Raw genomic sequence first — 13,956 nt, forward strand, 5'->3', positions numbered from 1 at the left:
GCTGAGCTTCTCCTTCACGACTGTCCTCTGCTCTTCGCGCGAGCGCTCATCGCTGCCGCCCCAGGAACGCCGACACCGCCACCCCCACCAACGCCGACGCGGCCATCCCGGCGTAGCGCCACATCGCACCGGCGTCCCGGGTCGGCACCACCGGATCCGGTGGCAGCCCATACACTTCCGGTTCGTCGAGCAGCAGGAAGAACGCACCGTCGCCGCCGACCCCGTCGTTGGGGTCGTGTCCGTAGAGCCGAGCCTCGGTGATCCCCCGCTCGTGCAGTTCCTCGATACGCAGCGCCGCGCGCTCGCGCAGTTCGTCGAGCACGCCGAACTGGATCGAGTCGGTCGGGCACGCCTTCGCGCACGCAGGTTCCAGGCCGTCGTGCAGGCGGTCGTAGCACAGCGTGCACTTCCAGGCCCGGCCGTCGCCTTCGCGTCGCTCGATCACCCCGTACGGGCAACCGGACACGCAATAGCCGCAGCCGTTGCAGATGTCCTGCTGCACAACCACAGTCGAGAACTCCGTGCGGAACAGCGCACCGGTCGGGCAGACGTCCAGACAGCCGGCGTGAGTGCAGTGCTTGCACACATCCGAAGACATCAGCCAGCGGAAGTCCTGCCGGGCTTCCGCGCCGGTCGCATCACCGGGACGCTCGAAGGCCGGCATGCCGAGATCTTCGGGCTCACGGGCGGGCTGCTCGATGAACGCCACATGCCGCCACGAGTTCGCGCCGAGTTCGCCGGTGTTGTCGAACGACATACCCAGCAGGTTGAATCCGTCCCCATCTCCTGAGACGGGCACTTGATTCCACTCCTTGCACGCCACCTCGCAGGCCTTACAGCCGATGCACACCGACGTATCGGTGAAGAACCCGACCCGCGGCGGATGCTCCTCGTAGCCGGCCTCCCCCGCCACGTCGTCGAGTGGGCCGTAGAAACTGTTCCGGCTCATGGCGTCTCCTCGGTGTGCTCGCGCGACGGCTCGGTGGTGTCGAGCTGCGTTCCGGTCTCCGGCGTGATCTGCGCGCGTTCGCGGTACTCACGCAGATACTCCAGCAGCAGCGGACCACGCGGCCGGCGGCCCGGCTGGATGTCGCAGGTGGCGACCTTGCTCTCCTGGATGAACACGTTCGGGTCGGCGACCACGCCCAGCAGGTCGTTGACGACGTCGCCGTCGACCAAACCGGCGTTACCCCAGTGGTAGGGCATCCAGATCTGGTGCACAGCACGGTTTTCCACCCGCAGTGGGCGCATGCGGTCGGTCACGAAAACCCGGGCGTCGACCGCGGCGCGACTGGTGATGACATGCGCCCAGTCCATGTGGTTCAAGCCGCGGATTCGCGCGAGTTCCGGTGACACTTCGACGAACAACGCCGGTTGCAGCTCGGCGAGGTATGGCAGCTGCCTGCTCATCCCGCCGGCGGTGTGGTGCTCGGTCAGCCGTGCGGCGGTGAACACGAACGGGAACACCTCGCCGTGAGCGTCCGGCCAAGACGGGTTCGACGGATTGTCCGCTCGCCCATACACTTTCCGTGCAGGGTTGCCCTGCTGCTGGTACAGCGGGTTACGCACCGGGGATTCGTGCGGTTCGTAGTGGGTAGGCAGCGGACCGTCGAGCACCCCGTTGGGGGCGAAGAGCCAGCCCTTGCCGTCGGCCTGCATCACGAACGCGTCGTCGCCACGCAGCGCCGCCACGCCGACGGCCTCAGGGGTCGGCACATAGTCCGGCGCCTTGTTCTTCTCGAAATCCGGGACGTCGTAGCCAGTCCACTCACCCTTGTCCGGATCCCACCACACGAGCTTCTTGCGCTCGCTCCACGGCCGGCCCTGCGGGTCCGCCGACGCGCGGTTGTACAGCACGCGCCGGTTCAGCGGCCAGGTCCAACCCCACTCGTTGTCGTAAGGCCCCTGCTCGGTGTGCGGTTTACGCCGCGCCGCCTGATTCACCTCGTCGGCGTAAACACCGCTGTAGATCCAGCACCCGCACGCGGTGGACCCGTCGGCCTTCAGTTCGAGGTAACTGTCGACGGCCCGGCCGGTGGTCAAGTCGACGCCGTTGATGCGACGCAACACGTCCTCAGCTGACGGTTCGTCGCCGTCGAGCTGGTAGTCCCACCACAGGTCCAGCAGCGGACGGTCGCGGTCATCGGTTGAGCCGGCGAGCTTTTCGCGCAGGATGCGACCCAGGTGGTAGAAGAACCACAGTTCGCTGCGCGCGTCGCCAGGTGGTTCGACAGCCTGGTCGCGCCACTGCAACATCCGCTGGGTCTGGGTGAACGTACCCGACTTCTCGACGTGCGATGCGGCCGGAAACAGGAACACCTCGGTGCGACACGTCTGCGGGGAGATCTCACCCGTCTCGACCTCCGGGCCGTCGCGCCAGAAGGTGGCGCTCTCGATCTCCACGAGATCACGCACCACCAGCCAATCGAGGTTGGCCATACCGAGGCGCTGCAACCGCCCGTGCGCCGAACCCACCGCCGGGTTCTGTCCGAGCAGGAAGTAGCCGAACACCTTGCCGTCGACCATGTCCATCACGGTGCGGTAGGTCCCGTGGTCGCCGTTGATGCGCGGCAGATAGTCGAAGCAGTAGTCGTTCTCCGCGGTCGCGTGCTCGCCCCAGTACTCCTTGAGCAGCGACACCATGTAGGTGTCGGCGTTGTGCCAGAAGCCTTTCTGGTTGCGGCTCTTGATGTCGTCGAGGTAGTCGGCCAGTGTCTCGTGACCGGCCTGCGGCATCGCGAGATAGCCGGGCAGCAGGTTGAACAGTGTCGGCACGTCGGTCGACCCTTGGATGCTGGCGTGACCACGCAGGGCGAACACCCCGCCACCGGGGCGGCCGATGTTGCCCAGCAGCAGCTGGATGATGGCGCCGGCCCGAATGAACTGGGCACCCAACGTGTGTTGGGTCCAGCCGACGCTGTAGACCAGTGCCGCCGTCTTCTCGCGGCCCGAGTTCTCCGTCCACTTGCGCGCGACGTCGAGGAAGACGTCGGCGGGAATGCCGCACACCCGCTCGACCATCTCCGGCGTATAGCGGGCGTAGTGGCGCTTGAGGATCTGGTAGACGCAGCGCGGATGCTGCAGCGTCGGATCGTTCGGGATGCCGCCGGCAGCACCTTCGATGGGTGGTCCGCCGGAACCCGAGCGGTCCCCGGCACTCTCCTCCTTGGCGTCGGCGCCGCCCTCCTCGGCATCGGTGCTCTCGTACTGCCACGTGGACGGGTCGTACGAGGCGGTGGCGTCGTCGTACCCGGAGAACAGCCCGTCGAGATCCTCCGCGTCGGCGAAGCGTTCGTCGACCAGGAACGACGCATTGGTGTACGCGGTGACGTACTCCCGGAAGTCGAGCCCGTTGCTCAGGATGTAGTTGATGACCCCACCCAGGAAGGCGATGTCACTACCCGCCCGCAGCGGGACGTGCCGGTCGGACAACGCGCTGGTGCGGGTGAACCGCGGATCGATGTGCACCACACCGGTGCCCCGCGCCTTCGCCTCCATCACCCACTGGAACCCGACCGGATGAGCCTCGGCCATGTTCGAGCCCATGATGACGATGAAGTCAGAGTTGACGAGATCCTGCTGATAATCCGTCGCCCCGCCGCGACCGAAGGAAGCTCCCAGACCGGGAACTGTGGCGCTGTGTCATATGCGCGCCTGGTTCTCGATCTGTAACGCTCCCAGCGCGGTGAACAGCTTCTTGATCAGGTAGTTCTCTTCGTTGTCCAGCGTGGCGCCACCGAGGCTGGCGATACCCATGGTGCGGCGCAAGGTGTGACGGTCCTTGTCGAAGTCCTGCCAACTCCGGGCGCGCGCGTCGATGACCCGGTCGGCGACCATGTCCATCGCGGTCTCGAGGTCCAGCTCCTGCCACTCGGTGGCATACGGCGGCCGGTATTTGATCTTCGTGAGGCGCTGCGGTCCGGTGACCAATTGCTTACTGGCAGAACCCTTCGGGCACAGACGGCCTCGGGAGATCGGGCTGTCCGGGTTGCCCTCGATCTGGACGACCTTCTCGTCTTTGACGTAAACGTTCTGCGCACAACCCACAGCGCAGAACGGGCACACCGATTTGACGACGCGGTCGGCCTCGGCGGTGCGCGGGGTCAGCGTCAGACTGCGGGGGCTCTGCGCGGCCTTGCCGCGGCCGAGCTTGTCGTCGCCGGTGAGCTGCCGGTACACCGGCCACGACTGAAACAGGCCCTTGATGTCCACGTCGTACCTCCTACCCAGTCGCCACCAATCAAACCACCCGCCCGAGCTAGACGAAGCCGAACATCGGCGGGATGGCGACGACGACCAGAGCCGCCCACAGCCCGAACACCGGCAGATACCCGGTCTGCCATCGCTCCATCGCGGTGAACTCGCGGCGGCCACGCAGAAAGCCCCCGAGCAGATACGCCGACCATGTGAGGTTGACCAGCAGCACCAGGTTGAGACCCAGCGCGGTGACCTTGTTGGCGCTCGAACCGAACTCCGCGATACGGGTCAGCATGGCGACGAGCATCAGTGCATCGACGGCCAACGCACTGAGGACGAGCAGCAGTTGCAGCCGATCGAAGAAGTCGGGCCGCAGCTGTGGGTCGCGGGCCGAGATCGCGTAGAGGAGCAGTCCGAGGACGAGCACGAGGATGACGTCCATCAGGATCAGCAAGGTGCGGTCGACATCCACGACGCTGCCCGACACCGCGAACGCACCCAGCAGGGCGACCAGCATCAGCGTCGTCAGCGGGGTGAACACCCGGGTCAGCACCGGGGCAATGTTCTCCACCACGCTTTGTTTCGCCTCGACCAGCCACGCCGCGACGAGCACGCCCGTCGGTGCCGCACACGCCACCAACCAGTCCTCCACCACCGGCTCGATGTCGCTGCCCAGTGCCTCGAACGCGCCGACGGTCAAGGCCGTCAGCACACCGCCGCCCAGGCCGAGCAGGGTCAGGTACACCACCCACTCTCCGGTGAACCGGATGAAGTCCATCCGTCGTCGGCCGTTGCGCCACTGGCCGCCGGTGTAGGCCACACCCACGGCGAACCACAACGCGATCGGGATGTGGATGGTCGCGATGACTTCGGTGACGCCGCCCACCTCGAACGGATACACCGACAGCACGACGGCCGCGGCCGTGAACGCCGCGCCCAGCGCAGCGATCACCCGACCGGACACCCGCCGTTTCCAGCAGAAGTACGCGACCAGGAACGGCAACACGAAAAGTGCGGCGTAGCGGGCGAATCCGTATCCGCCGCCCATGACCGTGGACCCGATCTTGGTGACCACGGCCGAACCGACGGCCAGGCCGATCACGACGAAGAGTTCGCGGTGGGATCGTGCGGTGCGCCCGTCGCCGTCGACAGGCAGCAGCACCAATTGTTTCCACAACCGCTCGGAGTGCTCGCGCGCGAATTCTCGCGAGATGCTGTCGACATCGCCCATGCGTTTGACCGCGACCAGAAACGCCTCGTCGGCGTTGAGCCCCACGGTCGACAGATCCGAAATCTGGTTGCGCAGATGGTCTTCCATCTCGTCAACGTCAGCGGTGGAGATCGCGGCGTGACGTTCGACGTATCCCCGCCAGTGACCGATCTGCGATTCCACCACCGGGTCGCCGGTTGTCACGCCCAGCCCCCGGCCGCGGAGGGCGGCGGCTGCACACTGCGCCAGACCTGGTCCAGCATGTCGGCCATCGCCTCCCACTGTGTTCGGCGTTCGACGAGCATCTCCCGACCAGCGTCGGTGATCGCGTAATGCTTCCGGCGACGCCCACTCTCGGACCGGGTCCACGACGACGTCACCAGCCCCAGTCGCTCCAGCCGATGCAACAGCGGGTACAGCATGCCGTCACTCCATTGAATCTGCCCGGCTGACAGGTCATTCACCCGCTTGAGGATGGCGTAACCGTAGGACTCGCCCTCGGCGAGTATGCCGAGCACCAGCGGGGTCGCCGAGGCCGCCACCAAGTCCTTGTCGATATACATAGCACCGCTACCCTAGCACTGTTAGGTATATGGGCCTCGAACAACTTGGCCCGCCCCGGCTAGACCGAGGTTGGGCAGGGATAGGCGTGGACGAGAGCCGACGACAATTTCGGAACGGCGTGGGTCAGGGTGTGCTCTGCTTCGTGGGCGACCGCGTGCGCCTCGGCAAGCGTCAGAGTCGGGTCGATGTCGAGTTCGGCGTCGGCGTGCAGACGGTGCCCGATCCACCGCATCTTGACGCTACGCACCTCGCGCACGCCTTGCTCGGCGGCCAACGCCGCTTCTGCGGCGTCGATCAGCTCGGGATCGACGCCGTCGAGCAACCTCCTGAAGACGTCGCGCGCCGCGGTCCGCAACACCGCGAGAATGGCTGCGGTGATGACCAGTCCGATGATCGGGTCGGCGAGCGGGAATCCGAGCGCGACCGCTGCGGCACCGAGAAGCACTGCCAGGGACGTGAATCCGTCGGTTCTGGCATGCAAGCCGTCCGCGACCAGGGCTGCCGACCCGATGCGCCGGCCGACCCGGATGCGGTACACCGCGACAAGTTCATTCCCGATGAACCCGATGAGTCCGGCGACGGCCACCCAGCCGACGTGGTCGATCGCGGCCGGCTGGAACAGCCGCTTGATCGACTCGTAGGCCGCCACCGCCGCGGACAACGCGATCATCGCGATGACGAACAGCCCGGCGAGATCCTCGGCCCGGCCGTATCCGTAGGTGAATCGGCGCGTCGCCGCGCGCCGTCCCAGCACGAATGCCACCCACAGCGGGATCGCGGTGAGCGCGTCGGAGAGGTTGTGCACCGTGTCAGCCAGGAGCGCCACCGAACCGGACACCGCGACGACGACGGCTTGCGCAGCCGCGGTGAGCCCGAGGGCGAGCAGACTGATCTTGACCGCGCGGATACCTGCCCGACTGGACTCAAGTTCGTCGTCGATGCTGTCGGAGGCGTCGTGGCTGTGCGGCGCGAACACTTCCTTGAGTGCACCGCGCAGCCCGTGGCGGTGGTCGTGGTGGTGGTCGTGACCGAGGTGGGGTCGGGCTTCGTGAGTCATGCGCCGGCTTGTCGCGTGTCTGCGTGAAGATCGCGCAGGCCGGCGCTGTCGCGGTGATGTCCGGGGACCCCCGGGCCGGCGTGTTCGGCGTTGAACACCGCGTCGGACACCAGTTGGCCGACGTGGTCGTTCTCCAACGCGTAGAAGATGGTGGTCCCTGCTCGGCGGGTCCGGACCAGGCGTGCCATGCGCAGTTTCGCCAGATGCTGGGACACCGAGGGTGCGGGCTTGCCCACGTGTTCGGCGAGTTCGTTGACCGACATCTCCCGGCCGTTCAACGCCCAGAGGACCTGCACCCGGGTGGTGTCGGCGAGCATCCGGAAGACCTCGACCACCAGTGCGACCTGATCGTCGGGTAGCCGCCGACGACATACCCCACTATCTGCATCCATACGCAGATAGTAGCTCAGGGCAGTCGGCGGGTTCCGTCATCGAGGCGCCGGGTGACTCCGCGCGCGTCGAGCACCTCCAGCAGCGGCACCGCGACCCGACGGGTGGTGTTCCAGGCCCGCTTGGCCTGCGCGACGGTGAACGGCTGCGGCAGTGTCTCGAGCACCTCGGCCGCTCGTTCGACGACGTCCGCGCCGAGGACCACGCCGTCGGCGATGCGGGTGAGCCGGCCGGCACGCACCGCTGCGGCGAGCTCCTTGGGTCCGAACTCCAGCTCGGCCAGCTCCGCGGCCTCCGGTGCGCGGAACGGCTCGGCGGCCAGCCACTCCTCGAGCGTTCGCACCGCCTTGTCGACCCGTTCCGGCAGGCCGGCTCCCGGACGTCGCACGCGGCCGTCGACGATCTGCAATCCGGTGCCGTCGAGCAGTGGGACCACCAGTTCCGCTGCCGGCAAGCCCAGCTCCTGGCGCACCGTCTCCAACGGCATGCCCGCCGCGACGTCATGCTGCGCGGCCCACCGCTGCACCACCTCGACGGCGCTGCCACGCTGCTCGGCCCACCAACCGGGCTCGACCACCCACTCCCCGACCTGCACACCCTGTGCGGGAAATCCCATGGCGCGCAGGTCTTTCCCGCGTGCGCAGACCGGTGGTGGCGCGTGTCCTTCGACCAGCTGCGCGGCCCGGGCGCGGGCGTCACCGCGTCGACGCAGCAGCGGCGGCCGCACATCGAGCACCTCGACCCCCGCGGCGATGCGGTGCCCGCCGGGATCGCGCAGGAGCCCGACGTCGCCGATCCGCAGCGGCAGCGGACGCGCCAGCCGCAGCCGCGCTGCGACGTCCCCGAGGGGCCGCACATGCACCGGCACTCCCGCCGAGCCGATGTGCAGCATCAGCTGCTGGGGCAGCTTGCCATCGGTACGCACCGCGACGTCGACCTCGGACGTGTCGATCCACGCGCCGGGCGTGCGCAGCGTGTCACCGCGGGCGATGTCACGCCGATCCACACCGCGCACGTTCACCGCGACGCGCGCGACCGCCGCGACCTCGGTGCGGTCGGCGCCCAGCGACTGCAGACCCCGCACGGTGACCCGTCGACCGTCGCACTCGAGTTCGTCACCGATCCGAATCGTGCCTGCGGCAAGGGTTCCCGTCACCACGGTGCCCGCACCGCGCACCGTGAACGACCGGTCCACCCACAACCGAATGTCGGCGTCGCGGTCCGCCGCGGGCAGCCTGTCGACCAACGCGACCAGCTCCGCACGCACCCGCTCGAGATCGGTGCCCAGCACGATCGGCGCGCGCGGAAACCGCTCGCGCACTTGGGTAATCGTGTCGCCGGGATCGGCCAGGTCAGCCTTGCTGATCACCACCAGGGTGTGCGTGACGCCGAGCGCCTGCAGCGCGGCGAAATGCTCTTCGGTCTGCGGCATCCAGCCCTCGTTCGCGGCGACGACGAACATCACCGCCGCCACCGGGCCGACGCCGGCGAGCATGTTGCCGACGAACCGCTCGTGGCCTGGCACGTCGACGAACGCGATGTCGCGACCCTCGATGTTCGTCCACGCGAAGCCCAGGTCGATGGTCAGGCCGCGGCGCTGTTCCTCCGCGAGCCGGTCCGGCCACATGCCGGTGAGCCGTTGCACGAGCGTCGACTTGCCGTGATCGACATGTCCGGCGGTGGCTACGACGTACATGCCCGCACGGCCTCGAGCAGCGCGTCGTCGTCCTCCGGCGCGACAGTGCGCAGATCCAGCAGGCATCGGCCGCTCTCGAGCCGGCCCACCACCGGCGTCTTTCCCGTGCGCAACACTGCCGCGTACCGCTGCGGTAAAGCGACTGCAGCACTGGGTAATTCGACGCCGGGGGCGCCGCCACCGCCGACGGCAGCCACACAGTCGACCGCCTCGGCGTCGGGCAGCTGCGCGGCCAGCAGCGCCGCGCGCTCCCGCAGTGTCGCGACGTCCACAGTCAATGCCTGCGCGACCGGCGGCGGTGGGCCGGTCAGCGTCGCCTCCAGTGCGGCCAACGTGAGTTTGTCGACCCGCAGCGCACGGGCCGCCGGATGTCGGCGCAGACGTTCGATCACATCGGCGTCGCCGAAGAGCAGCCCGGCCTGCGGACCACCCAGCAGCTTGTCCCCCGAGGCGGTGACCAGGTCCGCACCAGCGCGCAACACCGTGGTGGCGTCGGGCTCGTCGGGCAGCAGCGGGTGCGGCGTCAGCAGGCCGGAGCCGATGTCGACGACCAGCGGAGTGTCCAGGGCACTCAGCTCGGTCACCGACACCGCGGACGTGAAGCCGCTGACCGCGTAGTTCGACGGATGCACCTTGAGGATGAAGCCCGTGTCGGGCCCGATCGCGTCGGCGTAGTCGCGCAGATGCGTGCGGTTGGTGGTGCCGACCTCGCGGATGCGCGAGCCGGTCGACTCCATGAGCGCGGGCAGCCGGAAGCCGTCACCGATCTCGATGAGCTCCCCCCGGCTGACGATCATCTCCTTGCCCGGAGCGAGCGTCATCGCGGCCAGCAGCAGCGCGGCGGCGTTGTTGTTGACCACGTGCACACCGCCCGCGGTCGGCACGGCGTCGGCGAGCGCCTGCAGTGCGCCACGGCCACGCTTGGCCCGCCGCCCGGTGGCGAGGTCGAACTCGACGTCCGTGGCGCCGCTGGCGGTGACGATCGCGTCCACCGCCGCCTGCGACAGCGGCGCACGTCCCAGGTTCGTGTGTACGACCACGCCGGTCGCATTGATCACCGGCCGCAAACTCGACGCGCCCGTCGGCAGCGCGGCCACCGCGGCGTCGGCGACCTGCTCCGGGGCGATGTCACCGCGGCGCGCTTTCTGCTGAGCGTCGGCGATCACCGACTTGACCAGCTCGCGGCCCAGGACGCGCTGCGCCTCGACCAGACGGGGGTCGGCGAGTAGCGCGTCGGTGCGCGGCACCCGCCGACGGGGGTCATCCATGGCGATTTCGGCGTGCTGACGCACGCTCAGCGTCGCTGAGCACGCCGAAATCGCAGGGGAACGGCTGGCGGAGGCGGACGGGAATCGAACCCGCCAGCGACAGCGACTGCCGCTCGACGATTTTGAAGATCGCGCCGGTCACCAGACCGAATACGCCTCCCTGAGCCATGGCTCCCATCATGGCAGGGCAGCATGGGACACATGGAGAAGCGCCTGACCCAGTACGCCCACGGCGGTGGCTGTGCCTGCAAGATCCCGCCCGGCGAACTCGAGGACGTCGTACGTGGCCTGACATCGGCGCAGGTTGTGAACCCGGTAGGTGAGCTGCTGGTCGGACTCGACGACGGTGACGACGCCGCGGCGGTACGCATCGCGGGTGACACGGCGCTGATCGCGACGACGGACTTCTTCACCCCCGTGGTCGACGACCCCTACGACTGGGGTCGCATCGCCGCCACCAACGCGCTCTCGGACGTCTACGCAATGGGTGGACAGCCGGTGGTCGCGGTGAACCTGCTGGGCTGGCCCCGTGACGTGCTGCCGTTCGAGCTGGCCGCCGAGACGCTGCGCGGCGGACTCGACGTCTGCAGCCAGGCCGGCTGCCACCTGGCCGGGGGACACAGCGTCGACGATCCCGAACCCAAGTACGGACTGGCGGTCACCGGCGTCGCAGACCCGAAGCGGTTGCTGCGCAATGACGCCGGGAAGCCTGGCATTCCGCTGTCGCTGACCAAACCGCTCGGCATCGGCGTGCTCAACAGCCGGCACAAGAACACCGGCGAACGCTTCGAGCAGGCCATCGAGGTGATGACCACCTTGAATGCCGAGGCGTCGGCCGCCGCGCTGCGGGCCGGCGTCGAATGCGCCACGGACGTCACGGGGTTCGGGCTGCTCGGGCATCTGCACAAGTTGGCGCGCGCCAGCGGGGTCACCGCAGTCGTCGATGCGAAGGCCGTGCCCTACATCGACGGTGCGCGGGAGGCGTTGCGCGACGGGTTCGTCAGCGGCGGTACCCGGCGCAACCTGGAGTGGGTCGCGCCGCACATCGACGTGTCGGCGATCAGTGAGGACGAGGCGCTGCTGCTGGCCGATGCGCAGACCTCCGGCGGACTGCTGATCGCCGGCGAAATCCCGGGAGCCCCGGTGATCGGCGAGCTGGTGCCGCGCGGCGAACACACGATCATCGTGCGGTAGTCGCGCCGAGGTTGCGCTCAGCGCGGGAAAATGGCGACTTGACGCGCGTGGAATGCGATTTCGGCGGGAGACGGGGCTAGCGGATCTTCTTCTCCGACGCGGTCTCCGGTGCGTCGTCGCTGGTGGCCAAAAGGAAGCGGTCCGGCAGCGCAAGTTTGTGGATGGTGCGCAGCGTCAGCAGGTACTGGCGCGCCAGCGAACCGGTGGTGTACGGCACGTCGTACTTGTCGCAGATGGCGCGCACCGGCCCGGCGATCTGCGCGTAGCGATTGCTCGGCAGGTCGGGGAAGCAGTGGTGCTCGATCTGGTAGCACAGATTGCCGCTGAGGAATCCCAGAACGCGGCCGGCGCGAAAGTTGGCGGTACCCAGGATCTGTCGCAGGTACCACTCGCCGCGGGACTCGTTCTCCAGCACGTCGGCGGTGAACTTCTCGGCGCCGTCGGGGAAGTGCCCGCAGAAGATCACCACATACGCCCACAGGTTGCGGGCGAGGTTGGCGACCGCGTTTCCCGCCAGTACCCGGCGCCAGCGTCGTCCGCCGAGCGCGGGCAGCACCAGGTAGTCCTTGACCATCTGACGGAAGATCTTGGTGCCCAACGTCTTGCGCTCGCGGGAGATCCGCGCAGCGTCGCCCTCGGACCGGTCCCGCTCGGAGTGCACACCGTGCAGCGCGATGCCCCATTCGAAGATCACTGCGAGCAGGATGTTGCGCAGTGGCTGAATGAGGTGCTCGGGCTTCCACGGCTCGTCGCGCGTCACCCGCATCACCCCGAAGCCGAGGTCGTCGTCGACGCCGACGATGTTGTTGAACACGTGGTGGCGGTAGTTGTGCGAATAGCGCCACTGCGCCGACACCGCCACCATGTCCCACTCCCAGGTGCTCGAGTGGATCTCGGGATCATTCATCCAATCCCATTGGCCGTGGCTGACGTTGTGGCCGATCTCCATGTTCTCGATGCTCTTCGCCGTCGCCAGCGCTGCCGTGCCGACGAGCCACCCGGCGCGCGAGCGGGTGGCGGCCAGCACCAGCCGCGCGGCGATGTCGAGACCGCGCTGAAACGCGATGGTGCGTCGAATATAGGCCGCGTCGCGCGACCCGATCGATTCCTCGACCTCGCGGCGGATGGCGTCGAGCTCATAGCCCAGCGACGCGACGTCCTCGTCGGTGAGGTGTGCGTACGCGGCGGTGTCCGTGATGGCCAAATGCAGGTTCCGTTCGCTTGTCCGGGTCCGCGGCGGACCGGGGGGTGATCATCGCCGCGCGCAATTTTCGTCGAGTACCCGCTGCGCGAGCCGGATATAGGCATCGGCGACAGTCGACCACGCCATTGTGGGCGCCAGTCGCCGGGCTTCGGCCGCCATGGCGCCGGCCGCCCGCGGTTGGGTCAGCACCTGCCGCAGTGCGGAGGCCATCGCTGCGGGATCGTCGTGGTCGACGATGATGCCGGCTCCGCTGGAGAGCAGTTCCACGGCGTGGGGAAACGCGGTGGCCACCACGGGCCTGCCGCCGGCGATGGCCTCGACGAGGATCGCCGAGGACACCTGCTCGCGTGAGTCGTACGGCAGGACGACCGCGGATGCCGACTGGACCAACTCGGTCAGGGTCGCGCGGGCGTACCGGCGTTCGTCGAGGACCACCGAACCGGCCACTCCGCTGCGAACGGCCTGCTCCATCCTGGCCTCGCGGTACGTCTCGCCGTCCACCGCGGCGACCTTCGGATGCGTCTGCCCCACCACCAGGTAGCGCGGTGGTCCCGACACGTCCCGCAGCGATGGCATCGCGTCGATGACCCGCTCGACGCCCTTACCCGGGCCGAGCGAACCCCACGTGAGCAGTATCGGGCGGCTCGGGCGTTTGAGACGAGGGCCGGTCGGGATCGTCGCGCCGTGCGGGATGGTCAGGATCCTGTCGCGCTCGACGGCGTAGTCCTGGCAGAGGCGCTCTCGTGCCGCATCCGAGAGCACGACCAGTTGGTCGGCAGTCGCCGCGATGCGTTCCAGCACCCAACGGCGATGCGGCTCGGGGCTTTTCGGCACCGTATGGATCACGACCACCGACGGCACCCGCAGCGCGCTCAGGACGTTCAGCAGCGCTTCGCCGTACACACCGCCGTACAGGTCGTCCTGGTGCTGAATCAGTGCGACGTCACCGCTGTTGAGCAGTTCGACGCAGCTGATCAGCGACTCTTCGGATCCGTCGACCAGTTCGCCGACCACCCGTGTGTCCGGCGAGGCGGATTCGTCGCCCAGCCGGACGACACCGACCTCGACACCCAGGTCCGACAGTGCTTGCGCCAGGCGGGCACTGAACCTCGCGGTGCCACTCACCGATGGCGGGAAGGTGCTCAGCATTACGACGCGCAGGGTTCTTCATCCTCT

At 68.1% G+C, this 13,956-nt stretch carries 11 protein-coding genes and 1 tRNA gene; 1 reads left to right on the forward strand and 11 read right to left on the reverse strand.

Features of this window, described 5'->3' with window-relative positions; all coding sequences use genetic code 11:
• Positions 1-46 precede the first annotated feature (46 nt).
• The 9 genes from ACQI46_RS02155 to ACQI46_RS02195 all read right to left on the reverse strand — a co-directional run bounded on the left by ACQI46_RS02155 (position 47) and on the right by ACQI46_RS02195 (position 10,542).
• Complete coding sequence (locus ACQI46_RS02155) at positions 47-949, reverse strand: 4Fe-4S dicluster domain-containing protein (protein WP_427092284.1); 903 nt, start codon at positions 947-949, stop codon at positions 47-49.
• Positions 946-4,212 carry a formate dehydrogenase gene (gene fdh / locus ACQI46_RS02160; RefSeq protein WP_427092285.1) on the reverse strand — a complete coding sequence of 1,089 codons (3,267 nt, stop codon included), beginning with the start codon at positions 4,210-4,212 and terminating at the stop codon, positions 946-948. Before fdh ends, ACQI46_RS02155 begins: the two co-directional genes overlap by 4 nt.
• Positions 4,213-4,258: 46 nt before the next feature.
• The gene (locus ACQI46_RS02165) at positions 4,259-5,611 is read right to left on the reverse strand and encodes a permease prefix domain 1-containing protein (RefSeq protein WP_427092286.1); all 1,353 of its coding nucleotides are present in this window, start codon (positions 5,609-5,611) and stop codon (positions 4,259-4,261) included.
• Positions 5,608-5,970 (reverse strand): PadR family transcriptional regulator, encoded by a 363-nt coding sequence (locus tag ACQI46_RS02170; protein ID WP_427092287.1) that lies wholly within the window; start codon positions 5,968-5,970, stop codon positions 5,608-5,610. The genes ACQI46_RS02165 and ACQI46_RS02170 overlap by 4 nt, the downstream gene beginning before the upstream one ends.
• A gap of 59 nt (positions 5,971-6,029) precedes the next feature.
• The gene (locus ACQI46_RS02175; protein WP_427092288.1) at positions 6,030-7,028 is read right to left on the reverse strand and encodes a cation diffusion facilitator family transporter; all 999 of its coding nucleotides are present in this window, start codon (positions 7,026-7,028) and stop codon (positions 6,030-6,032) included.
• Positions 7,025-7,420 carry an ArsR/SmtB family transcription factor gene (locus ACQI46_RS02180; protein WP_427092289.1) on the reverse strand — a complete coding sequence of 132 codons (396 nt, stop codon included), beginning with the start codon at positions 7,418-7,420 and terminating at the stop codon, positions 7,025-7,027. The genes ACQI46_RS02175 and ACQI46_RS02180 overlap by 4 nt, the downstream gene beginning before the upstream one ends.
• A gap of 14 nt (positions 7,421-7,434) precedes the next feature.
• Positions 7,435-9,114, reverse strand: coding sequence for a selenocysteine-specific translation elongation factor (gene selB, locus ACQI46_RS02185; protein ID WP_427092290.1), 1,680 nt, complete (start codon positions 9,112-9,114; stop codon positions 7,435-7,437).
• A complete protein-coding gene (gene selA / locus ACQI46_RS02190; protein ID WP_427092291.1) occupies positions 9,102-10,382 on the reverse strand; it encodes an L-seryl-tRNA(Sec) selenium transferase in 1,281 nt (426 codons plus the stop codon). Before selA ends, selB begins: the two co-directional genes overlap by 13 nt.
• A gap of 65 nt (positions 10,383-10,447) precedes the next feature.
• Positions 10,448-10,542: transfer RNA gene (locus ACQI46_RS02195), tRNA-Sec, on the reverse strand.
• A gap of 41 nt (positions 10,543-10,583) precedes the next feature.
• Here ACQI46_RS02195 and selD point away from each other — a divergent pair.
• Complete coding sequence (gene selD, locus ACQI46_RS02200; RefSeq protein WP_427092292.1) at positions 10,584-11,576, forward strand: selenide, water dikinase SelD; 993 nt, start codon at positions 10,584-10,586, stop codon at positions 11,574-11,576.
• A 76-nt stretch (positions 11,577-11,652) separates the two neighbouring features.
• Here selD and ACQI46_RS02205 read toward each other — a convergent pair whose 3' ends face one another.
• Positions 11,653-12,780 carry a fatty acid desaturase family protein gene (locus tag ACQI46_RS02205; RefSeq protein WP_427092293.1) on the reverse strand — a complete coding sequence of 376 codons (1,128 nt, stop codon included), beginning with the start codon at positions 12,778-12,780 and terminating at the stop codon, positions 11,653-11,655.
• Between the two features lie 48 nt (positions 12,781-12,828).
• Complete coding sequence (locus ACQI46_RS02210) at positions 12,829-13,905, reverse strand: glycosyltransferase (RefSeq protein WP_427092294.1); 1,077 nt, start codon at positions 13,903-13,905, stop codon at positions 12,829-12,831.
• Positions 13,906-13,956 lie beyond the last annotated feature (51 nt).

The sequence above is a fragment of the Mycobacterium sp. SMC-4 genome, assembly GCF_050205565.1.
Classification (GTDB): Bacteria; Actinomycetota; Actinomycetes; order Mycobacteriales; family Mycobacteriaceae; genus Mycobacterium.

Excerpts from the sequence above, each read along its gene's own strand:
- ACQI46_RS02170 (WP_427092287.1), bottom strand. The coding sequence starts at position 5,970 with ATGTATATCGACAAGGACTTGGTGGCGGCCTCGGCGACCCCGCTGGTG.
- selD (WP_427092292.1), top strand. The coding sequence starts at position 10,584 with ATGGAGAAGCGCCTGACCCAGTACGCCCACGGCGGTGGCTGTGCCTGC.
- selA (WP_427092291.1), bottom strand. The coding sequence starts at position 10,382 with ATGGATGACCCCCGTCGGCGGGTGCCGCGCACCGACGCGCTACTCGCC.
- ACQI46_RS02155 (WP_427092284.1), bottom strand. The coding sequence starts at position 949 with ATGAGCCGGAACAGTTTCTACGGCCCACTCGACGACGTGGCGGGGGAG.
- ACQI46_RS02175 (WP_427092288.1), bottom strand. The coding sequence starts at position 7,028 with ATGACTCACGAAGCCCGACCCCACCTCGGTCACGACCACCACCACGAC.
- ACQI46_RS02180 (WP_427092289.1), bottom strand. The coding sequence starts at position 7,420 with ATGGATGCAGATAGTGGGGTATGTCGTCGGCGGCTACCCGACGATCAG.
- selB (WP_427092290.1), bottom strand. The coding sequence starts at position 9,114 with ATGTACGTCGTAGCCACCGCCGGACATGTCGATCACGGCAAGTCGACG.